Consider the following 22,550-nt stretch of genomic DNA (forward strand, 5'->3'; position numbering starts at 1 on the left):
ATTCTAAGGTTGGCGTCCCTTCGTGGTCTTAGGGCTAAAAGGCAGGTTGGTTTTACCTTCGGGGCTCCCCTTGGAGTAGAGCAAGGCTTCCACACGGCGCTGGGGTGAACTTTCCACCAGCACCTTATTGGTCTTGAGGTTGAAAACGATCCGTTCCCCCTTCAGGGTATTTTCGGCCTGCCATAACTGGGGGTTGCCCCGGAGCACCACCTCATCTTTGTCCTTATAGTAAATGGCCTCGTCGCCGGTGGCCACCCGGTCCGCCTGTACGAAACGCACCTGGCCCTTGGCCACGATGCGGTCGATTTTGCCGGCTCCCAAATCCCCCAACGGCGACTGCTCCGCGGGTTCCTGAGGCGGCTTGGCCGCAGCTTTGGGCTTGGCCGGTTCCTTCTTCAAATAGACCAGCAATTTATCGGAGTATAAGGTGGATTCACCGTACAGGGATTTTACCTGGCCGCTGAAAATGATAACCCCTTCTTTCTGATCGGCCTCCAGGCGGGTGGCGGTGATGCGCAGCGGTATTTCTTTCTCCGTGGCCGGGGGTTTGGGCGGAGCGCCATAACCCAGGGACAAATCCATGAGGCACACCAGGAGGAATCCGGCGGATATCAAAAAACGGTGGGGCTTCACGGCTTGACCCTCCAATCCCGGACCTTTAATTCGGTGAGGCGGTGCTGAGCCATAATGAGCTTTTTTGCGGCCAGTTCCACCCGCAACTCCTTGCCTTCCACCCTTAGGCTCGGTTCCATGATCACCACATCCTGGGGCGCGAGCAGGACCCGCTCGTCGGGGAGATAGGTGGCTTCAATGGTCTCAATCGTCAGATCGCCGCGTCGCATCTCGACATGTCCCTTCAGGGTCAAGACCCGGGTTTTGGTATTGAACAGGCCATCATCGGCTTTGACCCGGATGTCTTCGCCGGGACCGAAGAATTCCACCCGCACGCCGCTGATGCTGACCGTAGCCAGGTCCGGATGAAAATCCGCCTTCTTGGCCTCCAGGACCCAGCGCTTGTCGCCTTCATGAATCTCGGTAAGGGAGAGGCCCTCCATCCGAGGAGTCTTAACCTGGGCGGGTTTGGGAGGCGGCGGCGGCGGTTTATTGCCGAAGAGTCCCCAGGCGCCCAGTCCTAATACTATTACGGTTCCCAGTACCCAGAGCCACCTTTTGCGGCTCCAGGTTGACGGTCCCCTGCCTACCATATTTTTCATGCCAAATTCAGCGCTTTTTCCTTGAATTATATTAGGGGTGAGGGAGCGTGTAAAGGTATATCTGGCCGCGCCAAGGGCCTGTTCGGGAACCAGCAGAAAAATGTGGGACAACTATCACGGGGTTTCCGGTGCTTACATTTTACGGCCCCAGCCACGGGCTCAGGAGTTCTGCCCACTTGCCCCGGGCCTTCAGGAGCAAATCGCAGACTTCGCGGACCGCGCCGGTGCCGCCCGGAAGTGAGGTGACCCAATGGGCCGCAGCCCTAACCTCCGGGACGGCATCGGCCACCGCCACTCCAAGCCCCACACGGTGGAACAGGGGCAGGTCCACCAGGTCGTCGCCCACTGCGGCCACCTCAGCCGGGGCCAGATTCAGGGCCGCCAGGAGTTCTTCCAAAATGGCGACTTTATCCCGGACGCCCTCATAGAAGCGGCTGATTCCCAGCTCCCGGGCCCGGTGAAACGCGGCGTCGGAGCGGCGGCCCGAGACCATCGCCACCTCGATGCCACCCCGCTGGGCCATCTTGATGCCGTGGCCGTCCCGGACGTGAAAGACCTTAAGAGTTTCGCCTTTGGCATCGAAATAGAGGCGCCCGTCAGTGAGAACCCCGTCGATGTCCAGGATCAGCAGGCGGATGGCTTGGGAGCGCTGCCATACTTCCGGGGGATAATCGTGAGAATTCATCTGATTCCTTTTCTGAACCTTTATATCCATTAAGCTGCAGGGCGGGTTTAAAACCCGTCCCTACATTGGTCGGAATAGCTGTAAATTGAGTTAACCCTGCTCTTGAATGGTACGATGTAGGGCCGCAAGTTTCCGCCACAAGGGTAGGACCTCGGACAATAGCAGGGAATTGGGACCGTCGCAGAGGGCCGCGTCGGGGTCGGGATGGACCTCCATGAATAGGGCATCCACCCCCGCGGCCACCCCGGCTCGGGCGAGCAGGGGGATATACTCCCGTTGGCCGCCGGAGCAGGTGCCCTGGCCGCCGGGCAACTGGACGCTGTGGGTTACGTCCAGGACCACGGGGCAGCCCAGGCCCCGCATAATGGGGAGGCTGCGAAAATCCACCACCAGGTTGTTATAGCCGAACGTGGCGCCCCGCTCGGTCAGGAGCACCCGCCGATTGCCGGCGGCAAAAACCTTGTCCACCGCCTGGCCCATGTCCCAGGGAGCCATAAACTGGCCTTTTTTGATATTTACCACCTTGCCGGTTTGCGCTGCGGCCACCAGCAGATCGGTCTGGCGGCAGAGAAAGGCCGGAATCTGGAGGACATCCAAGACTTCAGCCGCGGGCGCGACGTCCGCCACCTGATGCACGTCGGAGATCACCGGCAGACCCACTTCGTCTTTCACCCGGGCCAGGATTTCCAGGCCTTGTTGCAGGCCCGGCCCCCGAAAGGAGGTGACCGAGGTGCGATTGGCCTTATCGTAGGAGGATTTGAAGATCAGCGGCAGGTTAAGCTCCTGCGCATAGTCCTTCAAAGTCCGGGCGATGTGCAGGGTGGCGTCTGCGGACTCGATGACGCAGGGCCCGGCGATCATGACTAAATCGCCGTTTCCAACCATGAAATCAGAAATGAGAACTTTGCCGCTCATGGAATTTTAGAGGTCAGGGGTTTGGGGTCAGGAAAATCTTTCTCAAGGGGGTTCATTTCTTAAAATCATCAAAGAATTTTTCGTCTACGTCAAATGTGGTTCTTGGAATAAGACCGAGTTGCAGCTGCTCAAACATTTGTACCAGTACGTCTCCGTCCACTAATTCTATCGGTGGCGCTCCATCTCTCCGAGCCTCTTTCTTGGCTTCAAGAGTGAATGTTCCAGTGGTAATGATGATGCCTTTGTCGGCTCTCCCCATCATTGCTCCTCGGAAATCTCTTACCTGCGATGGGGTTACTGCCCCCTGATAGCGTTTACATTGGAACAGAACATTAAAACTCACAAAGGCATTCACCTGCAGAATACCTACGCCATCTATTCCTCCGTCACCTGTTTTTCCCGTAACAGCTACCTTCTGAAAACCGGATTCTCTCAATAATCTTTGGCTGAGGCGTTCAAATCCGCTAGGTGGCAGTGATTTAATGAGGTTTAATAAATTGGTTCGATGATCCGGAGGTTCAACTTCCTCTTCTAATTCCCCAGCGGGAGGTTTGCTTAGGTCTTTGGGTTTCTTCCCCTTTGTAAAACTCTTATGGACTGCTTTAAATATCCCAAAGGAATCAAAGGCCATGGCATCAGTGGATAGCCCTTTTTCAGTGAGGCTCCAGACGCCGCGTTTTGAAGAATCTATATAACCCGCGCTTGCTAAATAAAATCGAGCCCATTGAATTTGATTACGAACGCGTGATTGCCCACCTTTAAGTGTCACCTCTTGTTCTGATTCCGGTATGCCCATTTTTTCGATAACATGATCAATGACTTCAGCAGCTGTTCCTGATCCCCCTGTCTCTTGGAGGACTTCAATGATGGGCTTAAAGAAACGAACAAACTGAGACCCCTTATGATTGCTCATGTTGACACGTCCGCAATATCTATCTCCCTCATATCTCCCCGCCGGGGTGAGGCAGGCTGCGTTTGTATTCCAGGCAGGCCTTGATGTAGTCCCGGAACAGAGGGTGGGGGGCCAGGGGCCGGGACTTGAATTCCGGGTGGAACTGGCACCCCAGGAACCAGGGGTGGTCCCGCAATTCGATGATCTCCACTAACTCGCCGTTGGGGGAAGTGCCGCTGATGACCAGGCCGGCCTCCTTGAGCTGGTCCCGGTACTGGTTGTTAAACTCGTAACGGTGGCGATGCCGTTCCATGATCTTGGTTTCCGTATAGGCCGTCCCGGCCAGGGAGCCTTCCGTGAGGACGCAGGGGTAGCTTCCCAGACGCATGGTGCCGCCTTTGTCCGCGGCCTGGTCCCGGCGGATGATGGCGTCCTTGCGGTAATCATACCACTCCCGCATCAGGTAGATCACCGGGTGCTCGGCCTCGGGGAGGAACTCTTCGCTGGTAGCGCCGCTAATATTGGCCAAATGCCGGGCAAACTCCACCACCGCCAATTGCATGCCGAAGCAGATGCCGAAATAGGGGATTTTCTGTTCCCGGGCGTAGCGGATAGCCAGGATCTTGCCCTCCACCCCCCGAACCCCGAAGCCTCCGGGCACCAGGATCCCGTGGAGGTGGCCCAGGAGACCTTCGGCGCCTTCCCGCTCCACCCTTTCTGAGTCGATATAGGTCAACGCCACCTGGACTTCATTGGCCAGGCCGCCATGCACCAGGGCCTCGTGGAGGCTCTTGTAGGATTCCCGCAGGTCCACGTACTTGCCTACGATCCCGATTTCCACCCGGTCCTTGGGGTTTTTGATGCGGTCCACCAGTTTTTGCCAGACTTCCAGTCGGGGAGCCCGGGTCCAGATATTGAGGCTCTCAATGAGGCGCTCGTCCAGACCCTCCTGGTGAAACAATAAGGGAATTTCGTAAATGTTAGCCACATCCTGGGCGGTGATCACCGCACCCGGCTCGACATTACAGAAGAGGGCGATCTTGGCCTTGATGTCCTTACTGAGGATCTTTTCGGTACGGCACAGGAGGATATCGGGCTGGATACCGATGGAGCGCAATTCCTTGACGCTGTGTTGGGTCGGTTTGGTCTTGACCTCGCCTGCGGTTTTGATAAACGGCACCAGGGTCAGGTGAATGTAGCAGACGTTTTCTTTGCCCAGGTCGCCCTTGAGTTGGCGAATGGCCTCCAGGAAGGGCAGGCTCTCGATATCGCCCACGGTGCCGCCGATCTCGATGATGGCCACATCCGCCGTGGGCGCGATCTTCATGATGGATTGCTTGATTTCGTCGGTGATATGGGGGATGACCTGGACGGTGCCGCCGAGGTAGTCCCCGCGCCGCTCCTTGGTAATGACGTTATAGTAGATGCGGCCCGAAGTGAAGTTGTGCTCCTGGCCCAGGGTGACCCCGGTGTAACGCTCGTAATGCCCCAAATCCAGGTCGGTTTCCGCGCCGTCTTCGGTGACGTAAACCTCGCCGTGCTGGAAGGGGTTCATGGTGCCGGGGTCCACGTTGATATAGGGGTCCAGTTTTTGGAAAGTGACCCTCAGCCCCCGGGCTTCCAATAAGGCGCCAATAGCCGCCGCCGCCACCCCCTTGCCCAACGAGGACAGCACCCCACCCGTGATGAAAATGATTTTAGTTTTCACAAGTCCCTACATATACCTCCGTAACCTGGATGTCAAGATGGACCTGCCGCCCCTGAGAAAGTTTAAAGCGGAGCGGGAATTGCCGCCCGCGGCGAGTTGCGGAAGTGACCGGGAGGCCTGGCCAAAACGACCCCGCTTACTCATAGGAAAAGGGGGCGGTGGCGGCAAATTTGAGCAAAGAAGCGGCGATGATGATCCCGGCCGCAAGCAACAGCGCCACTATCAGAGGATAAGCGATGATCCGATACCGGGGATATTGCGCCAATTTCAACCGGAGCCAGGTAAAAGCCCGGGCAAACTCCTCGGAGAACAGGGCGATGAACACCAGAACGCCGGCATAGAAAAGGATTGTTCCGATCATGTCATCCCAGGATCACCCGGTGGGCGAAACCGGGCCTAATTCTTAGAACCCTGTTTTGGCAGTTTCAAATCCGGACAAATGATCCTGTGGTTTTAGTTATGCTATCATATTTTTGCTATAATTACTCTATGGATACCTGCCGATTTCACCCGGAGCGCGAGGCTAGCGTGCAGTGCCAGAAACATGAATTGGGGTACTGCCAGGAATGCCTGGACGCTTGCCGCGCCTGCACCGACCCCTGCTTGTACTGCAAGTTTCGCCCGGGCTGCGTCATCTGGGAACTCTGCCGCAAGGAAGCTAAAAAGCGCTGCAAGGAAGAGGTTGCCTTAAGCTAATCCTCTCCTTTGGTCTTCCCGCCGGAATATTGATTCCGTTTTTCTCTCCCCCAAAATAAACAGCAAAAATAGAAAGGGCTCATCCACCTTTTTGTACTTCTTGCATTTTTTGTAAGAGTCGGGAGACGTGCGGCAGGGCTTCAGCAGCTCTTTAAAGCTTTTTCAAGCGTTTTTGGAGTTGGCGTTGGAGTTTGGATAAGCGCCGGGCCGGCCCCTTTTTGTGGGTGCCTCGGGTGGCGGATGGGTCGGCCTCGCCCTCGTGGTCACGGGCGGCGGTTGGGTGAAGATAAGACAACTCAAATTGTCCGGCATGGATCCAGGAAGCCTTCACGTGTTCGGCGCACACCTGGATTTCCCGATCCGAGGTGACCACCAGGGCCCGCTCCCGTTCCTGGTGCAGCAACCGTTTGATGACTTCATCGGCCCGCTCCCCGCGACGGGAATAGATAATCAAAATGCCCTGATGTTGGTCCCGGCTTTCTTGCAGGTCGCCGTGCTGCCAGCCGTCAAAGACCACGGTAATCCGGTGGTGGGACCGACTTCGATACTGGGCCAACAACTCTAATAAGGCTTCCCGGCCGGCTTGCAGGTCCATGGCATCCAGGAGCTGCAACTGGGGAGATTGACGAATTACGTTATAGCCATCAACGATGAGATGCATGGTTATATAATACTAAAAATAAATAATGAGAAAGTTTACTGCAAAAATGTTGTTGTCAATAGTGTTTTTCTTTGCTATAGTACCTCCGGTTACGTTTTATTAACGTAAGGGGGAGGATGTGGACAATATGCGTAACTTTTTATACTTTCTGTGCGTGTTGCTCCTGGTGGTGGCAGGCGCAGGGTGCGGCGGGGGCTTGGGGAAGCCCGAAACCGCAACCCTGGAGACGCCGCTGCCAGATTATGAACAACAACAAACCACGCTTACGCCGGAACAAAAGTATATTGCGCAAGTGTTAACCAAGAAAGGGTACGACAGTAATCGCGATAAGCCCACGGTCATCGTCGTCCATAAGCTCAGCCGCAAACTCGTTATTTACCGGGGCCTGACCCCGCTCAAAACCTATCCCGTGGTCCTGGGAAATGATCCGTTAAACGATAAGTTATGCCAGGGAGATGCTTGTACCCCGGAAGGCGTGTATGGGGTCCGGGCCAAGTACCCTCATCCCAAGTGGGATAGTTTCATCTGGTTGGATTATCCCAACACGCAGAACTGGCTCAAGTTCGCCAAAGCCAAAAAGACTGGACGTATCCCTCCGGAGGCGGACATCGGTGGCCAAGTCGGCATTCACGGAACTGAAGACCCGTCCCGAAACATTACCGGACAAAACTGGACCAAAGGGTGCATCTCTTTACTTAACAAAGATCTGGAAGAGATCTACCCCATGGTGAATGATAAAACTCTGGTCATTATCACCAGGCAATAACTTAATCAGCGCGGTTGTCAGCCTCCGGCCGACGGCCACCTGAGGGGACCACCAGGCAGACCACGGGGTCTGCCTTTTTTGTGCCCATAGTCCGTGGCGCTGTGCAGACGCAGGCTGAGGCCTACAGCTGCCCAAAATAGAAGGCAGCTTTTCCCTGGCTTTGTCCCTGACAAAGAGAGGGGCGGTGTGCTGTGCATCCGCCCCTCCCGAATCACTGGCAGTATTCCTCCCGAAAGCTTTACGGGGTTATTTCGGAACTTCCACCGTCAGGTAGAGGGTGCGGCCCATACGTTTCATCAGGAACCGGGCCACACTGCCTTTCTTCACCTTGGCAACGGCTGCCATATATTCTTTGACCGAGCTGACCACGATACCGCCCACTTCCAGGACCAGGTCTCCGGCGCGGATACCGGCCTCAGCCGCCGGGCTCCCGGACTCAACCTGGACGACCACCACCCCCTTATTGTCCCGGAGGCGGAACTGCCGGGCCAGGTTCGGATCCAGGTTCTGGACCTCCAAGCCCAAGGGAGTTTTTTCACCCCCGCTCTCCTCCTTGTCCTGGGCCTGTTGTGCTTCGGTGAGTTCCACGATGGTCAGGCTCAAGGTTTTCTCCTTGCCTTCCCGCAGGACCTTGAGGGTGACCTTGGATCCCGGCGCGGTATCCGCAACCATCCGGGGCAGTTCATTCATTTCATGGATGGCGTAGCCATTAAACTCAATGATAATATCACCCCGTTCGATACCGGCTTTTTGGGCCGGGGAGCCGGGGTTGACATCGGCCACCAGGGCGCCTTTCGGTTCAGCCATGCCGAAGGATTTAGCCAATTCCGGGGTGACATTCTGGACCTGAACCCCGATCATCCCCCGGATCACTTTGCCCTTGGTCTCCAATTGGGGAATAACGGACTTGGCGATATTGCTGGGGGTGGCAAAACCGATGCCCTGGCCGCTGGCCAGGATCGCGGTGGCGATGCCGATCACCTCGCCTTTGAGGTTGAGGAGTGGTCCGCCGCTGTTTCCCGGGTTGATGGAAGCGTCGGTCTGGAGGAAATTGTCATAAGGGCCGGCACCGATCACCCGGCCTTTGGCGCTGATTATTCCCTGGGTGACGGTATGGCCCAGTCCAAAGGGGTTGCCCACGGCCAAAACCCAATCTCCCACCTGAATAGCGTCGGAATCTCCCAGCTTAGTAAACGGCAGGTCCGCGGGAGGATTGACGATCTGGATCAGGGCCAGGTCAGTCTTGGGGTCCCGCCCCTTGATGGTGGCCTGGTATTCTTTGCCGCCCACCAATATGACCTTGATCTTTTCCGCGCCTTCCACCACGTGGTTATTGGTCACGACATAGCCTTTGGGGTCAATGATAAAGCCGGAACCCAGACTGCGGGCCTTGTAGCTCTTGGGCATTTCCCCGAAAAACTTATCAAAGAAATCGCGGAAATCCCGGAAGGGCCCCTCAGGACCGAAGGGGCCTTCTGGTCCCATTCCCGGTCCCTGTGGTCCTTGCGGCCCCGGTTTCTGTCCCGGGCGCCTCTGGCCCTGGCCGAAAAATTCCGGCATCTGGTTCTTGACTACTTTTTCCGTGCTGATATTGACCACAGCGCCCGAGACTTCTTTGGCCAGCTTGGCGAAGGTATCCGGGGCCAGGTAGGTGGGAGCTTGGGCTTGGGTCGGAACTGGCGCTGGCGCTTGAGCCCATGACGGCTGCGTCGTCGGACTTAAGGGTCCCAGACCCAACAAGGTCCCAACCAAGATCAGACTAATTATGAGACTGCGCTTTTTCATCTTTCTTCTCCTCTTGCTTCTGGCTGGGCGCTGGACCCGGCAGGGACGTCATGGCAGACTTTTTCCCCACGATAACCAGGAGATATTTGTCGGGGTGGATATACTTGTCGGCAACCTGCTGAATATCAGCGGGCGTTAAGTGCTGGATGAGTTCCGGATAGCGCCAGGGGTAGTCCAGACCAAGGCCGTAGACCTCCACATAACCCAAGAGCCCGGCGCGTTTGGACATGGAGTCCATCTTCCGGGAAAAACTGCCCACCAGGTAAGACTTGGCGTCTTTTAACTCCTCGGCCGTCACCGCCTGGGTCTTGATGCGGTTCAGTTGCGCCACCACCTGGTTGATGGCCTCAGCCGCGCTGGCGTTTTTGGTTTCCAGGGCCACGGCAAAGGGGCCGGGTTCCAACCCCGGAGAAAAAGCACTGGAGACGCTGTAAGCCAACCCCCGATTAACCCGAATATCGTCCATCAACCGGGAGGAAAAACCTCCGCCGCCTAGGATGTAATTCATCACCTGGAAGGCGTAAAAATCCGGATTGTTGCGGGTAATCCCCAGGCTACCCAGGACGATATTGGCCTGGCTGATATCTTTATCGATTATTACTTCCTGGCGTTGCGTCAGGGGCGGAATAGGCGGCAGCTTGGACGATGGGATCGGGATCGCGGTCCAGGCCCCGAAGGTCTTAGTCACCCACTGGCGAGCCTCATCCAAGGTCAAGTCCCCCACCAGAGAAAGCACAGCATTATTGGGGCGATAGTATTGCCGGTGAAAGTCCACCAAGTCGTTGCGCGTGATGGCCGACAGTCCCTGGACAGTGCCCCGGACAGGATGGCCGTATGGAAAAGAACCATAGAGGTTTTTGGCGAAGGCTCGCGAGGCTACCACCATGGGCTCATCTTCTTCGCTCGCCAGCGCCGCCTTAAACTGGCTCACTTTCCGCTGCATCTCCGCCACCGGAAAGGTGGGGTTCAGCAAAATATCCTTCAACAGGTCCAGGGCCGGCCCTAAATCCTTTTTTAACACGGTCAGACTCACCGTGGCGAAATCATCGCCTCCGGCCGCCGAGAGGTGCGCCCCCATAAAATCCAGTTCTTCGGCAATTTTGGCCGAATCGCGGGATTTGGTGCCGTTGAGTAGGAGAGAGGCCGTCAGGTTGGCCAGACCCTCTTTCCCCGGAGGTTCTTCCAGCGTCCCCGCCTTGATAATGAGTTCCAGGGTCACCAGAGGGAGTTCGCTCTGCTGGGAAAAGAGCCACACCAGATTATTGGGCAGTTTCTCCCGGGTTCCCAGCACCGGGGTCTGAAGCGCCGCGAACGCCGCACTGCTTAAAAGGAAAACTCCGATAACTACCCAGGTAAAGCGTTTGAGCACTTTTTTCACCATGGCAAATGCGCCTGATAGAGTAAGCCCGAGCTAGCGCCCGGGATTTAGCGAATCTCTTGTCCCGGTCGAAAACGGCCGGTCGGAGCCTTAGCGGTCTTAATGGGCACCAGAATCCCCACGGTCTTGCTATCGGCCACCAAATATTTTTTGGCCACGTCTCGGATCTGCTCACTGGTCACTTGTTGAATCTTGGGCACGAATTCTTTGAGCAGCGTCCAACGAGCCACGGTCTCGGTCCTCCCCAAAAGCATAGCCCGGTAAAAGATGGAATCCATGGCCATATAAAAGGAAGCGGCCACTTGATTTTTGGCCTTCTGGAGTTCCTTGGCCCCCACCAACTCGGTTTGTATCCGCTTGATTTGGGCCTCCAAGGCTGCCTCAAGCTGGGCCACAGTCTTCCCCGGCATGGGTTGGCCGTAAAGGAAAAACAGAAAGGGGTCGGTGGTGTCGAAATCATAATCCGCCCCGGCCTCCAGGGCCAGTTTCTGCTGGTACACCAGGTCGTGATATAAACGGGAGCTGCGGCCCTGGGAGAGAATCCGGACCAGCAACTCCAGAGGATAGGCGTCGGCGCTCTCCCAGTTGGGGACGTGATAGTTTATGAGGACAGAAGGAAACTGCGCCTCCCGATGCACCTCCACCCGGGTCGGGCCGTAATGCTTGGGTTCCTTGGCGGTCACCTTGGGGGGCTCCGGCCCCGCCGGCAATTTGCCGAAAGTCGCTTCGATCTGGGCCAGCGCGTCTTTGGGGTCGATATCGCCCACCACTACCAGGGTACAGTTATTGGGCAGATAGTAACGATGGTAGTAATTCTGGTAATCTTCCAGGGAGATGCTCTCGATGTCGTTGAGCCAACCGATCACCGGCCACTGATAGGGATGGGCTTTGAACGTCGCGGCCATGGCGGCTTCCTGCATGAAGCTGCCGGGATCGTCTTCGGTGCGCATGCGCCGCTCTTCGATAACCACCTTTTTTTCGAGATCGAAGGCCTTTTGATCCACATTGATGTCTCGCATGCGGTCCGCTTCCATCTCCAGCCAATGCCGCAACTGGTCCTTGGGGCCAGTTTCAAAGTAGGCGGTATAATTCCTGGAGGTAAAGGCGTTATCCGTGCCGCCCACCTTTTGCACCTCCTTGGAGAAATACTTGGGATCGTATTTGGCCGTGCCTTTGAACATCAGGTGCTCGCACAGATGCGAGAGGCCGGTCTTGCCCAGACATTCATTGCGGGAGCCCACCCGATACCAAACCTGGAGGGTGATAATGGGGGCCCGAGGTTCACGCAAGAGCAGCACCTTAAGGCCATTGCCCAGTTTATGTTCCACTACCTTGTTAAAAAGATTGCCATCCTCGGCCGCTTTTAAGGGGAGGGCGCTCAAGCCTAGCCAACAGACGGCCACGAGGGCCATCAGCAGCCTAAGTCCAACCCGGCCGGCGCCGCCAAATTTCAGACGTTCTGTGGTGAAAATCATAAGGATTCTGTCTTTAGAGTAGTGTAAGGGTCAGAAAATAAATTGTGCATAATTATTAACTTAACCTAAATTCTCCCCGGATAGATTTCAAGGGAGCCTTGCAAAGATTATCCCGGCCCGGCGGGGTGTCGCCCGTCTGGCCCGGCCAGGGCTGCGGCTTTGGGCCGGGGCGTCCAGACCGCAAAGGTGATCAGGGCCGCGAGGCTTGCGCCGGACAGATCCAGAAGGACATCATAACCGCTGCCTCCCCGGAACTTGGTAAAGCTCTGGTGGGCCTCGTCGGTCATGGACACCAGGAGGCAAAGTCCCAAGGCATAAAGAAAAGAGCGTCCCGGATCGGCGCTCAGATGTCCCCGAAAAGCCCGGAACCAGAGAAAGTACATCAGGCCGTAAGCCAGAACATGGCCGGTTTTTCGGAGATAAAAATTGACCATATTAATCTGGGCCGGTTTCAGGACCACGAACCAATCCAGGAGCAATTTCAGCAGCCCAAGGCTTTTCTGAGCCGAGCCTACATCTCCCGACATGACGAGGATTGCCAGGGCCCAGAGGATAGGGGGCAGCCAATAATGCAAAAAGTATGGGTCCCGCCAAAAAATCTTCAACGGCGCAGTTCCCTTTTGGAGAGTTCAAAGTTCAAGGTTAAAAGTTAAAAAACTCGACTTGCCTTAAACCTTGAACCTTGAACCAAATACCCCCTCAAGCTGCCGAAGCCCCCTGGCAGTAATGAAGTTAGCCTTAAGATTCATTAGACTCACTTTCTCAGGATTTTATTAAGGAAGTGATAAACGTAATTCAGGCAGCAAAGATAAGAGATTGATATTCATCGTAAAATATCTAACTATAAAATTGCTTCTAAAAATCGGCCAATGGCCCGACCGCGGCGGCAACCCTCCCTTTATCCCAGGATTGCCTCTACAAAAGCCTCGGCGTCAAAGGGGCGCAGATCTTCCATGGCCTCTCCCACCCCGATGAAGAGCAGCGGTATGCCGGTCTCATGGACAACCGCCAGGGCCACACCCCCCTTGGCGGTGCCGTCCATTTTGGTGAGGATAAGGCCAGTGACCCCCACGGCTTCATGAAATAACCGGGCCTGATTCAAGGCATTCTGCCCGGTGGTGGCGTCCAGGACGAGGAGCACCTCATGAGGCGCGCCGGGAATTTTCTTGGCCGCGGTACGGTGAATCTTTTTCAACTCCTCCATCAAGTTGACTTTGGTGTGGAGCCGACCAGCGGTGTCCACATAAACCGTATCCACGCCCCGGGCTACAGCTGCGGCCAGGCCATCGAAGACCACTGCAGCGGGGTCGGCCCCGGTCTTTTGTTTGACCACCGGAGCGCCCACGCGCTCCCCCCAAATTTCCAACTGCTCCACCGCCGCGGCCCGGAAAGTATCCCCGGCCACCAGCATGGGGGTCAGCCCCAGGTGGCGGTCCCGGTAGGCCAGCTTGGCCAGGCTGGTAGTTTTGCCCACCCCATTGACTCCCACCAGCAGCACCACTCGGGGATGGGCGCTCACTTCCTGAAGGGCCGGGGCCGTGAGCAGGGCGAACATCTCGGCCTTGAGCGCGGCTTTGAGCTTTTCCACATCCGCCAGTTCCCGGCGCTTTAATTTGTCCTGTAACGCCTGGATCAGAAAGAGGCTGGTGTCGACTCCCAGGTCGGCGGTAATCAGCAATTCTTCAAGTTCATCTAAAAGTTCGGCGTCGACAACCTTGCGACCCCTGAATAGCCGGTCCAGCCTGCCGCTGAAGGCTTCCCGGGTCCGGTGCAGCCGTTCCCGGAGGCGCGAAAAGCGCTTGCGGCGAACCACTTCGTTCACTTCCCCGGGAAGTTCCAGGTCCTCGGCTGCTTGAATTTCGGGAGCCACTTCCGCCGCGAGGGTCTCTTGGGAGATCGGTTTCCCGGCTTCGGGGGTGGCTGGGAGGGGCGACAATATGTCGACTTCTGGGGACGTGAGGGGTTCGGGAGGAATCTCGCCAGAAAGTTCGAGCGGGGAGACCGTTTCCTCCGGCGCTAGGACTTCCTCCTGCACTTCCCGGCGCCAGCGGCGAAAAAAGCCGCGGCGTGCAGGCGTAGACTCAGTCTCGGCTGCCACTTCAGGTTCAAAAAGAGAAACCTCCGGGGCCTTAAGTTCGGGCTCCCCGATCGCCTCGGTCCCGGCTTCGGATAATTCCACAGGAGCCTCGGGCTCCGGCGCAGTCTCCTCCACGGGAGCTGCTTCGAGCTCCTCCTCCTGGTCTTTATCCTTGCCTTTGCGGCGGAACCAGCGGCGCATCGCTAGGCCGTGGTAATTTTAGAGAAGTCGGCCATCTTCAGGAAGGTCTGGCTGATGCGGACCAGCAGAGCCAGACGGTTGCGGCGCAGCTTAGGATCCTCAGCCATCACCAGGACCTTATCGAAAAAGCAGTCCACCGGTCCCCTGAGTCTGGCCAAAACCCCGCAGACCTCGGAATAATCCCGTTGCTCCAAGGCCTGAGTCACTTGCTCCTCCATCACTTTCGTGGATTGATAGAGAATGTTCTCTTCCCCATGTTCGAAAAGGGCGGAGTTCACCTCGCCGGGCTCGGCCGCCTGGGCAATATTGATGACCCGTTTAAAGGCCAGGGCCAGGGAAGGAAACTCCGGGTTCTGGCGGAACTCGTGCAGGGCTCGCACCTTGTCCGCCGCGTCCACCACATCCCGCCAGCCCGCGGCCAGAACCGCAGTGATGGTTTCGTGCTCAAAACCTTCCGTCAAAAGGAGATGCTGCAGCCGGGTCTGGAAGAAGTCCAGGACCTCCAGGGCCGTATCCGCCATATTGCGGCTGATTTTGCCCTTGAGAAGTTCAAGCGCTGCGGCCACGGCTGCCGCCAGATCCAGGTGCAGTTCCTGACTGCGGACAATGCGGATGACGGCCAGGGCATGGCGCCTGAGACCATAAGGGTCGGCGGTCCCTGTGGGGCTCAAGCCCACCCCGAAGCAGCCGCAGATAGTGTCCAGGCGGTCCGCCAGACTTACCAGGGCGCCGATCCGATCCTTAGGCAGCTCATCATCGGCATGACGCGGCAGGTAATGGGTGAACAGGGCCTCCGCCACTTCCGGAGCCTCACCGGACAGTTTGGCGTACTGACGGCCCATGACCCCTTGCAGGCTGGGGAATTCCCCCACCATTTCCGTGGTGATGTCGGCCTTGCACAGGGTGGCGGCTCGCTTGACCTGGTCCGTAAGTTCCGGGGCCAGTTGCGCCGCGAGTGCCGCGGCCAGTTCCCGGAAGCGCTCCATCTTCTCATAAGAGGTTCCCAGGAGAGAGTGAAACATTACGCCTTTCAGGGCGTCCACCCGGTTGGCCAGGGGCACCTTGGCGTCTTCCTGGTAGAAGAACATGGCGTCGGAAAGCCGGGCCCGGATGACGCGTTCGTGGCCCTGGCGCACCACGTTGGGGTCCCGGGTCAGGGTGTTATTCACCGCAATGAAATGAGGCAGCAAACGGCCGTCTTGCCCTCTCAAGGAGAAATAGCGCTGGTGCTCCCGCATGGAGGTAATGAGGACCTCGTCGGGCAGGGCCAGAAATTTGTCCTCAAAATTTCCCACCACCACGGAAGGATATTCCACCAGGAAGGTGTTTTCCTCCAGCAGCCCGGGATTGGCCACCACCTCGCCCTTAACCCCGGCGGCGGCCTGAGTCAACTCCTGCTCCAGCAAAGCCCGGCGCGCGGCCGGGTCCACGATGACGTTGGCCGCTTTGAGGGCCGCAACATAGGCCTGACCATCGGCCACCTCCACGGCCTGGGGAGCTAAAAAGCGATGCCCCCGGGTATCGCCACCGCTGGTCACATCTCCCAGCGCAAAAGGCACCACCGCGCCGCCGTAGCGGGCCAAAATCCAGTGGATGGGCCGGGCAAAGGTAATGGTCTCGGCGCCCCAGTGCATGGATTTGGGGAAACTCAGCCCCAAAATAAATCCCGGCAGCAGCTCCGGCAGGCGCTCCGCGGTGGGCCGCCCGGTGGTGCTCTTCTTTATCGCCAGATAGACGCCCCGAGGGGTGTCCACTTCGATGAGGTCGCTTACCGCCACACCTTGCTTCTTGGCAAAACCCTGGGCCGCAGGCGTGGGCTTGCCAGCCGCGTCAAAAGCAACGGCTTTTGGGGGGCCGATTTCCTCGGTTGCGACCTCGGCCTGGGCCTCGGCTAGCTCCCGGGCCACCAGGGCCAAACGTCTGGGGGTGCCATAGGTGAGGATCTCTCCCACACCGATGCGCTCGGCGTCCAACAGCTTGCGGAAAGAGGCAGCCATCTCCTCCAACGCCGGCGGGAGAAAACGGGCCGGGATCTCTTCAGTGCCAATCTCCAATAACAATTCTTTCGCCATGGTGATCCTCGTGTGACTTAAGCGATAGCTGGAAGTTACTTTTTCAGCAACGGAAAGCCCATTTCTTCCCGTTGTTTCAGATAGCCTTCGGCGCAGAGGCGGGCCAGTTGCCGCACCCGGCCGATGAGGCTGCTGCGCTCGGCCACGCTGATGGCGCCCCGGGCATTCAGAAGATTAAAAGTATGGGAACATTTCAGGCAGTAATCGTAGGCCGGTAGCACCAGGTTCAGGCCGATAATGCGCAAGGCTTCGACTTCGTACATATCGAAAAGGCGAAAGAGCATATCCACGTCGGCTTGCTCGAAATTATAGATGGAGTGCTCCACTTCGCCCCGATGGTGCACGTCGCCGTATTTGACGCCTTTAGTCCATTCCAGGTCGTAGACGCTGGCCTTTTTCTGGATATACATGGCGATGCGCTCCGGGCCGTAGGTCAACTCGACGCTCACCGGGTACAGGTCGATGGAGCCCGCCTGTTGGAAGTAGGTGAACTGGGTGATTTCCATGCCGTCCAGCCACACCTCCCAGCCGAGACCCCAGGCTCCCAGGGTGGGGGACTCCCAGTCGTCTTCCACAAAGCGGATATCATGGTCCAGGGGATCGAGCCCCAGGGCCCGCAAGCTATCGAGATAGAGTTCCTGGATATTTTTCGGAGAGGGTTTCAGGATCACCTGGTACTGGTAGTAATGTTGCAGGCGGTTGGGGTTCTCGCCGTAGCGCCCGTCAGTGGGCCGACGGCTCGGCTCCACATAGGCCACGTTCCAGGGTTCCGGCCCCAGGACCCGAAGCAGGGTGGCGGGGTTAAAGGTGCCGGCCCCGACCTCGATGTCGTACGGTTGTTGGATGACGCAGCCCCGGTCGGCCCAGAAGCGCTGCAGGGTCATCAACAGTTCCTGAAAAGTCATCCCGCCTCTCCTTTAAGGAAAAAATATCTGTACAATCTAACGTGTTAGACTCCATCTTGTCAAGGTTTTCACCGGGAGCCCCCGAGCGCCGAGGCCGGCATTTTTCATGCCCTGAAGAGACGTGCTCCCCGATAGCTGCCTGAAGAACTCACTGGGGAAGGGGGAGGAATGATCAAGATAAAGTCCAGCTTTTTTTGGCCGGAGCTTTTTCCGCTCTTGACGCGGCGTGCATCGCAGGTTATATGAGAACTATCACCCTACAGGCACGTAGCTCAGGGGGAGAGCACTACCTTGACGCGGTAGGGGTCAGGGGTTCAAATCCCCTCGTGCCTACCAGATATATCAAGGGGTTACGGTCGAGGCCGTAACCCCTTTTTGCTTTTATCGTTTATTTGTAACACGGTGGGGGATGAGATAACCTGGTCGGGACGGGCGGATTCGAACCGCCGGCTTCCTGCTCCCAAAGCAGGCGCGCTAACCAGGCTGCGCTACGTCCCGAAGTTTTCGGTTGTGCCTTTTCGTGGGGTTTACTCTAAAAATCACCTTCAAGGCTCTCCATAACCTGCCTTAACCCCTGATCTTCAACCTGCAAATATTTCTCCGTGGTCTGCTTGTTTTGGTGCCGAAGTAAGCGGCTCACTTTCGCCATGCTCCATTTCTTCTCATCGAACAGTCGGGAGGCCACATAGTGCCGGATAGCGTGAAAGCCGTAGAGCTGCACTCCGGCCTGGGCGCAAATAGTCCGCATGATCTTGGGGCGGCGGTTATATCGTCCCCCGGTGACTCGGTTATAGAACACCCATTCGTCTTGTTTCCGGCCCTGCCAGAGTCCCCACAGCGTATCATAAAGCACTTGGTTCATAAAGATGATATCTGATTCCCATTCCCCCCCCATGCGCTTCCTGGTCCAAAGAATGACCGTCCGGTCGGTAAAGTTCACATCTGACCATCTCAGGCGCAAGGCTTCATCCAGGCGTGCCAGGGTGTGGTACAGCACCAGGATAAAGGGCCGGTATTCCCCTGCGGCCAGGATGATCTTGCTCATTTCCTCTTGCGTAGGGATTTCCCGGTGGTACTTTGGCTCCGGCATTTTTTCCAGCCAATCACAGAGGTTTTCCGGTATAAGGCGGCGGCGATAGGCCCAATGGAACAGGGCGCAGAGGTCTTTGCGATGACGGTTATAATTGATGTTCCCCTGTCGGGTCTTGAGATAGGATTCGATAATAGGGATGGTGATTTTTTCGGCCGGCAGGGTCCCGCAGTGCTCTAAGAATTGCCGGTAGACGCTGGCTTTGTATTTGTAGGTTTTCGGGACGAACTTTCTTTCGGCATAATCCAGATAAAGGTTGGCCAATTCTTTAAAGTCCATGCCTTCCGGGGTCTTGGGCTTCTTGACTTCCTTCCGCTTTTCCTCTCGGGCGGTCCTGGCCTCCCCCTTGGTTTTGTAGCCGTAGCCGGTGAACCGTTCCTTGTTGTGCTCGAACTCCCAGCGCCACAGCCCCGTCCTGTTGTCTCTGAATAAACTCATGTACCGCTCCCAACTCCCAGCGCCAGCCGCGGGCGCCTGGAATCCTGATCCCACACACGCGATAATACCTGTCAACCGATCTGGGGTCAATACCCAGGTATTCAGCCAGGGTTTCGCGGGTCAAGAGTCGGGCGCTCTGGTCAATCATAATTTACAAGCTTTCGGCGGCTTGGGGGATGGTGGGGAGGTGATCAATACTGAGCCGCCTCATAACCCCGACCCTCACTGTCGCTCACAGTCGGCATCTGGCCGTCGGTCAAAAGAGAGATGAGCCATTCCTTATCGACCTTCCGGAAGTCAACGAAATTGGGGTAATTGACGATGAACTCCTTGATATTCGAGTCCTTGATAAACCACTCATCGCCACCTTGCTGCGGGGTCCTCAGCGTGCCCCGCTTTTTGGTCTGGAGATAACCCTTCTCGATCCAGCGAGTGACGGTCTTGGTATCCACTCCGAAGCACAGGGCCAGAGTGGTGGCCGGTTGGCCCTTGAGGTTCTGGGTAAAGCGCTGGCGCTTGCGTTTCAGGACGATACCAACCTCTGACCTGGTGTATCCTGCCGCCTTGAGGTGGCGCCGGATCACCGCCGGGCAGCAATGGGCTTTCTGCTCCAGGATGCGCAATTCCGGCTCCGTCCAGTTGGGCTCTTTCTTCTGGACCGCCACCAGGCCTTGAGCTTGAGCATATTTGGTGACTTTCCAGCGGGGTAGGTTGAGGCGTTGCGCCAGGTCCCGGATCTGGCCTTTACCGGTGCTCCCCTCATATGCCCGCTTGATCTGTTCGTGCATTAAGGGGGTGATGACATGACGCACCGGCTTGAGGGACCGCCCTGACAGGCCCTTGACCTTACAGATATTACAGCAGAACCGGGGCGGGCCTTGTTTTGCCGTCCGATAGGCGGTCTTGGGCTGCTGGCAGGTTTCGCAGATGAAGCCGTATCGGGGCATGGCTTACCTCAACTCGCCATTCGCCTGTAGTTTCGGTCGGTCGGCGATTTCTTTTGGCAGCCTGCCATGGAGATCCACACCGCATTGCAGGATGAGCTCCACCAGGCGGGGCTTCTTGGTAGCAGCCAATTGCTCCGGAGTCAAGGCAGTCGAAAAGCCAAGCTTAATCATCCCATCCTTAAACTCGGGAGTTTGCCAGAGGCCGGAGTCATGGACGATGAACCGCACCAGTTCCGCCTTGGTTTTCTTTTCCAGATATCCCTCGGTGACCTGGAACCTGGTCCAGTCGATATCCAGGAATTCGGCCAGGGCCTGGCGGTCGGCGTCGGTAAAGGAAATTTCGGAGCGGAAGCGGCCGGCACCATAGCCGGTCCCCAAAGCGATCTTGGCCAGAGCAATGGCCATCAGGAATTCGGCCTGCAGGCCGGATTGCGTCTTCACCAGCTCCAGGAGCCGGGGGAAAGAAAGATAGCCCGCGGTTTCCCATTCTGCTTTTTTCGGCGGTTCTACCCCCAACTGTTGACAGAACCAGGTGCTGAGCTCCCGGGTGGAATAGACAAAGGTGGCCAGGGCCAGTCGCAGGCGCCGCGGGTCCTGGCTATCCAGACGATCCATGAGCAGGGGGATTTCCTCTTTATAGAATTCCTGCCGGAAATATTCGCCATGCCAGTCGACCCGGGGAGTATCGGGATTGACCTTTGTGTCCTTCTGGTTGCCCTTCTTTTTCTGAGCTCCGGCCGCCTTCACTTCGGCATAGCAGGTGCTCTTTCCCAGACAGACCTGGCTCTTGGAAGAGTAAATACTTTCGCCATTCAGACGTATGATGGTGGCATAGTGTTGACAGGAAAGACACTTTTCGGCGGGTGGCGGAGAGTCTCCAAATGAAAAGGAGCCGGTCTGTTTGGTGTCATATTCACCAATCAAAGCAGTGCGAGTGCCGAATTTGTTGGCCTTGCTGGTAGCCCAATTCGCATCATGCCAGGCCTGCTGCTTTTTGTGGAAACATGCTTCATCGAGGCATTTGGTCTTTTCTTTTTCACCACCAAAAAGCCGGAGTTGGCAGTCGGTATTTTTAAGGCACGCCTTACATTCGGTTTTATCAAACCTGCCGGAGTGGAGAGGGATGGCCAACTGGTCAACTCTATCCTTTAACCGCCAGACGGGCAGGTCCTGGCTTTTTACCTGCCAGGTGGCCAGGTCCTTCATAAAGGAGGCAACCTTGTCATTATCACCCAAACGCAAGAGCTGCTCCATGTGGCCGACGTGCCAGGTGCCGGCGCGCCAGAGCTCCAGGGCTGCTTCCGGGAGCTCCAGAATTTTAAGGCGCTTGCGGATATAGCGGTCGGAGACGGAGAGCTTTTCCGAGAGAATCTTAACGGCCGACTCGCCGTAGCGCTCGCTGCAGGTCCGGAAGAACTCCGCCTCTTCGATATCGGAAAAACCTTCCCGCTGAAGATTTTCGATGCCCGAGGAGATCATGGCCTGCTCTTCGGTCATCTCCCGGATAAAAGTTTTAAGTGAAAAATGGGCCGCGTCGACCTTGGCAGCCAAAAGCTGCTTTGCGGCATAGCGCCGGTGGCCCCAGACCAGTTCGTACTTTATCGGGGGCCCGGCCTCGATCGGCCGCACCAGCGCAGGCGCCTGCTGGCCCTCGATCCTGATGCTTTCCGCCAGGTCCCTGACCTTCTCAGGGATCATCCGGGAAGGTGGGTTCCAGGGCGCCGGGCGGATCTGGTCGAGAGGTATTTCATGGACATGGTTGTCGCTGGGGCTCATGCGGCTAAATCCTCCGGAATTTCAATCTTGAAAAGACCCTGGCGCCCCTTGACCGGAAACGGCTCAATGGCCCGGACGTTTTCCAGTTTCCAGGCGTAGCGGCCAGAAGAAAAGTCGCCAAAGGTTGCTTCAAGTCCTATCCAATCGGTTTGATATTGAAATGTTGGAATGCAGGCTGTTAATTGAGCAATCGCAACGGCTTTACCAAAAGGAAGGAACCATGAAGGAATCCATTGTTGTAAATTGTCACCCGGCACACCGGCATCAAATAAAGGCTCAAGGGCTTTTACAAATTTAGGCTGAATTAATAGTTCTTTAAGAGCCTTTTCCGACAGGCCCCCTTGCGCAGCACAAATTAGCAGCGGCCCTCGGTAATCAGTTTTCCAAGACCGCGTTTCATACTGCTTGGCCCCGACCGCAATCAACGAGGCCCACGGCTGCCAAAGTGATAAAGCTTTGATTTTCAAACCATCTCCTTTTTCTCGGCCAGCCATTCAGTGGGTAGCGCGGCTCATTGCACCGCTCCCCAAAGCATCGGGTGTTTGGCATCCGGCACATTATGTATTTCCTGGTCAATGAGCCAGTGGGTTTTAATGATCATTTCCTCGGTCTGAGTGATTAACTGCCATCCGGTTAACACTTCCACCTGTTTCAATTTGGTAAATAACTTCTTGCGGATCTCCACCAGAAAAGGCCCGCAGCCGACCGTTCCATTGCGTCTGATCCGGGAGCGGTAAGCGGAGGTGTTGGCGGTGTTTACTAGAACCTCCTTGAAATCCTTCAAGGCGTTGTAGCGTTTAACATCATTGGTATGAAATCCGATCAGTTCCAGTTGGGTGGATTTTTGGAGCGGGCAGGCCCAGCAGCCA

General features: G+C 56.7%; 22 protein-coding genes and 2 tRNA genes. 3 read left to right on the plus strand and 21 right to left on the minus strand.

What is annotated here, in order from left to right; all coding sequences use genetic code 11:
- Positions 1 to 3: 3 nt before the first annotated feature.
- From WC600_09700 to WC600_09730, 7 genes are all read right to left on the minus strand, one after another.
- Entirely contained in the window at positions 4 to 633 is a 630-nt protein-coding gene (locus WC600_09700) for an LptA/OstA family protein (GenBank protein MFA4903009.1), read from the minus strand.
- Positions 630 to 1,214 carry an LPS export ABC transporter periplasmic protein LptC gene (lptC, locus tag WC600_09705; protein ID MFA4903010.1) on the minus strand — a complete coding sequence of 195 codons (585 nt, stop codon included), beginning with the start codon at positions 1,212 to 1,214 and terminating at the stop codon, positions 630 to 632. The genes WC600_09700 and lptC overlap by 4 nt, the downstream gene beginning before the upstream one ends.
- Before the next feature lie 139 nt (positions 1,215 to 1,353).
- The gene (locus tag WC600_09710; GenBank protein ID MFA4903011.1) at positions 1,354 to 1,899 is read right to left on the minus strand and encodes an HAD hydrolase family protein; all 546 of its coding nucleotides are present in this window, start codon (positions 1,897 to 1,899) and stop codon (positions 1,354 to 1,356) included.
- A gap of 90 nt (positions 1,900 to 1,989) precedes the next feature.
- On the minus strand, positions 1,990 to 2,814 hold the full coding sequence (gene kdsA / locus WC600_09715) for a 3-deoxy-8-phosphooctulonate synthase (GenBank protein MFA4903012.1): 825 nt from the start codon (positions 2,812 to 2,814) through the stop codon (positions 1,990 to 1,992).
- A 52-nt stretch (positions 2,815 to 2,866) separates the two neighbouring features.
- A complete protein-coding gene (locus WC600_09720) occupies positions 2,867 to 3,727 on the minus strand; it encodes a restriction endonuclease (GenBank protein MFA4903013.1) in 861 nt (286 codons plus the stop codon).
- A gap of 28 nt (positions 3,728 to 3,755) precedes the next feature.
- Positions 3,756 to 5,414: a CTP synthase gene (locus WC600_09725; GenBank protein MFA4903014.1), complete on the minus strand. Its 1,659-nt coding sequence runs from the start codon at positions 5,412 to 5,414 to the stop codon at positions 3,756 to 3,758.
- Positions 5,415 to 5,550: 136 nt separating this feature from the next.
- Positions 5,551 to 5,775: a hypothetical protein gene (locus WC600_09730; GenBank protein MFA4903015.1), complete on the minus strand. Its 225-nt coding sequence runs from the start codon at positions 5,773 to 5,775 to the stop codon at positions 5,551 to 5,553.
- 128 nt (positions 5,776 to 5,903) lie between these two features.
- Between WC600_09730 and WC600_09735 the strand changes: the two genes are divergently transcribed.
- On the plus strand, positions 5,904 to 6,110 hold the full coding sequence (locus WC600_09735; protein ID MFA4903016.1) for a hypothetical protein: 207 nt from the start codon (positions 5,904 to 5,906) through the stop codon (positions 6,108 to 6,110).
- A 151-nt stretch (positions 6,111 to 6,261) separates the two neighbouring features.
- Here the strand turns inward: WC600_09735 and WC600_09740 are convergent, their stop codons facing one another.
- Complete coding sequence (locus WC600_09740) at positions 6,262 to 6,771, minus strand: NYN domain-containing protein (protein ID MFA4903017.1); 510 nt, start codon at positions 6,769 to 6,771, stop codon at positions 6,262 to 6,264.
- 127 nt (positions 6,772 to 6,898) lie between these two features.
- On the opposite strand from WC600_09740, the gene WC600_09745 reads away from it, so the two are divergent.
- On the plus strand, positions 6,899 to 7,537 hold the full coding sequence (locus WC600_09745; protein MFA4903018.1) for a L,D-transpeptidase: 639 nt from the start codon (positions 6,899 to 6,901) through the stop codon (positions 7,535 to 7,537).
- Positions 7,538 to 7,783: 246 nt separating this feature from the next.
- On the opposite strand, the gene WC600_09750 is transcribed toward WC600_09745, so the two are convergent.
- From WC600_09750 to glyQ, 7 genes are all read right to left on the minus strand, one after another.
- On the minus strand, positions 7,784 to 9,322 hold the full coding sequence (locus WC600_09750) for a DegQ family serine endoprotease (GenBank protein ID MFA4903019.1): 1,539 nt from the start codon (positions 9,320 to 9,322) through the stop codon (positions 7,784 to 7,786).
- Entirely contained in the window at positions 9,297 to 10,703 is a 1,407-nt protein-coding gene (locus tag WC600_09755; protein MFA4903020.1) for a pitrilysin family protein, read from the minus strand. The genes WC600_09750 and WC600_09755 overlap by 26 nt, the downstream gene beginning before the upstream one ends.
- Positions 10,704 to 10,747: 44 nt before the next feature.
- A complete protein-coding gene (locus WC600_09760) occupies positions 10,748 to 12,175 on the minus strand; it encodes a pitrilysin family protein (GenBank protein MFA4903021.1) in 1,428 nt (475 codons plus the stop codon).
- Positions 12,176 to 12,282: 107 nt separating this feature from the next.
- Entirely contained in the window at positions 12,283 to 12,780 is a 498-nt protein-coding gene (locus tag WC600_09765) for a VanZ family protein (protein ID MFA4903022.1), read from the minus strand.
- Positions 12,781 to 13,073: 293 nt separating this feature from the next.
- Positions 13,074 to 14,453: a signal recognition particle-docking protein FtsY gene (gene ftsY / locus WC600_09770; protein MFA4903023.1), complete on the minus strand. Its 1,380-nt coding sequence runs from the start codon at positions 14,451 to 14,453 to the stop codon at positions 13,074 to 13,076.
- A gap of 2 nt (positions 14,454 to 14,455) precedes the next feature.
- A complete protein-coding gene (gene glyS, locus WC600_09775) occupies positions 14,456 to 16,525 on the minus strand; it encodes a glycine--tRNA ligase subunit beta (protein ID MFA4903024.1) in 2,070 nt (689 codons plus the stop codon).
- Positions 16,526 to 16,560: 35 nt separating this feature from the next.
- Positions 16,561 to 17,430, minus strand: coding sequence for a glycine--tRNA ligase subunit alpha (gene glyQ / locus WC600_09780; GenBank protein MFA4903025.1), 870 nt, complete (start codon positions 17,428 to 17,430; stop codon positions 16,561 to 16,563).
- Between the two features lie 261 nt (positions 17,431 to 17,691).
- On the opposite strand from glyQ, the gene WC600_09785 reads away from it, so the two are divergent.
- Positions 17,692 to 17,766: transfer RNA gene (locus tag WC600_09785), tRNA-Val, on the plus strand.
- 84 nt (positions 17,767 to 17,850) lie between these two features.
- On the opposite strand, the gene WC600_09790 is transcribed toward WC600_09785, so the two are convergent.
- From WC600_09790 to WC600_09815, 6 genes are all read right to left on the minus strand, one after another.
- Positions 17,851 to 17,928: transfer RNA gene (locus tag WC600_09790), tRNA-Pro, on the minus strand.
- Positions 17,929 to 17,962: 34 nt separating this feature from the next.
- Entirely contained in the window at positions 17,963 to 18,958 is a 996-nt protein-coding gene (locus WC600_09795; protein ID MFA4903026.1) for a tyrosine-type recombinase/integrase, read from the minus strand.
- A 191-nt stretch (positions 18,959 to 19,149) separates the two neighbouring features.
- Positions 19,150 to 19,905, minus strand: coding sequence for a hypothetical protein (locus WC600_09800; GenBank protein MFA4903027.1), 756 nt, complete (start codon positions 19,903 to 19,905; stop codon positions 19,150 to 19,152).
- 3 nt (positions 19,906 to 19,908) lie between these two features.
- A complete protein-coding gene (locus WC600_09805) occupies positions 19,909 to 21,681 on the minus strand; it encodes a ParB/RepB/Spo0J family partition protein (GenBank protein MFA4903028.1) in 1,773 nt (590 codons plus the stop codon).
- Positions 21,678 to 22,148 carry an ASCH domain-containing protein gene (locus WC600_09810; GenBank protein ID MFA4903029.1) on the minus strand — a complete coding sequence of 157 codons (471 nt, stop codon included), beginning with the start codon at positions 22,146 to 22,148 and terminating at the stop codon, positions 21,678 to 21,680. Before WC600_09810 ends, WC600_09805 begins: the two co-directional genes overlap by 4 nt.
- A gap of 44 nt (positions 22,149 to 22,192) precedes the next feature.
- On the minus strand, positions 22,193 to 22,550 hold a 358-nt coding region (locus tag WC600_09815; protein ID MFA4903030.1), incomplete at its 5' end, for a hypothetical protein.

It is taken from the genome of Desulfobaccales bacterium, from assembly GCA_041648175.1.
GTDB lineage: Bacteria > Desulfobacterota > Desulfobaccia > Desulfobaccales > 0-14-0-80-60-11 > 0-14-0-80-60-11.

Bases quoted from the DNA above. Each gene is read 5' to 3' on its own strand.
- lptC (MFA4903010.1), bottom strand. From the start codon at position 1,214: ATGAAAAATATGGTAGGCAGGGGACCGTCAACCTGGAGCCGCAAAAGG.
- WC600_09710 (MFA4903011.1), bottom strand. From the start codon at position 1,899: ATGAATTCTCACGATTATCCCCCGGAAGTATGGCAGCGCTCCCAAGCC.
- kdsA (MFA4903012.1), bottom strand. From the start codon at position 2,814: ATGAGCGGCAAAGTTCTCATTTCTGATTTCATGGTTGGAAACGGCGAT.
- WC600_09720 (MFA4903013.1), bottom strand. From the start codon at position 3,727: ATGAGCAATCATAAGGGGTCTCAGTTTGTTCGTTTCTTTAAGCCCATC.
- WC600_09730 (MFA4903015.1), bottom strand. From the start codon at position 5,775: ATGATCGGAACAATCCTTTTCTATGCCGGCGTTCTGGTGTTCATCGCC.
- WC600_09735 (MFA4903016.1), top strand. From the start codon at position 5,904: ATGGATACCTGCCGATTTCACCCGGAGCGCGAGGCTAGCGTGCAGTGC.
- WC600_09740 (MFA4903017.1), bottom strand. From the start codon at position 6,771: ATGCATCTCATCGTTGATGGCTATAACGTAATTCGTCAATCTCCCCAG.
- WC600_09745 (MFA4903018.1), top strand. From the start codon at position 6,899: ATGCGTAACTTTTTATACTTTCTGTGCGTGTTGCTCCTGGTGGTGGCA.
- WC600_09750 (MFA4903019.1), bottom strand. From the start codon at position 9,322: ATGAAAAAGCGCAGTCTCATAATTAGTCTGATCTTGGTTGGGACCTTG.
- WC600_09755 (MFA4903020.1), bottom strand. From the start codon at position 10,703: ATGGTGAAAAAAGTGCTCAAACGCTTTACCTGGGTAGTTATCGGAGTT.
- WC600_09760 (MFA4903021.1), bottom strand. From the start codon at position 12,175: ATGATTTTCACCACAGAACGTCTGAAATTTGGCGGCGCCGGCCGGGTT.
- ftsY (MFA4903023.1), bottom strand. From the start codon at position 14,453: ATGCGCCGCTGGTTCCGCCGCAAAGGCAAGGATAAAGACCAGGAGGAG.
- glyS (MFA4903024.1), bottom strand. From the start codon at position 16,525: ATGGCGAAAGAATTGTTATTGGAGATTGGCACTGAAGAGATCCCGGCC.
- glyQ (MFA4903025.1), bottom strand. From the start codon at position 17,430: ATGACTTTTCAGGAACTGTTGATGACCCTGCAGCGCTTCTGGGCCGAC.
- WC600_09795 (MFA4903026.1), bottom strand. From the start codon at position 18,958: ATGAGTTTATTCAGAGACAACAGGACGGGGCTGTGGCGCTGGGAGTTC.
- WC600_09800 (MFA4903027.1), bottom strand. From the start codon at position 19,905: ATGCCCCGATACGGCTTCATCTGCGAAACCTGCCAGCAGCCCAAGACC.
- WC600_09805 (MFA4903028.1), bottom strand. From the start codon at position 21,681: ATGAGCCCCAGCGACAACCATGTCCATGAAATACCTCTCGACCAGATC.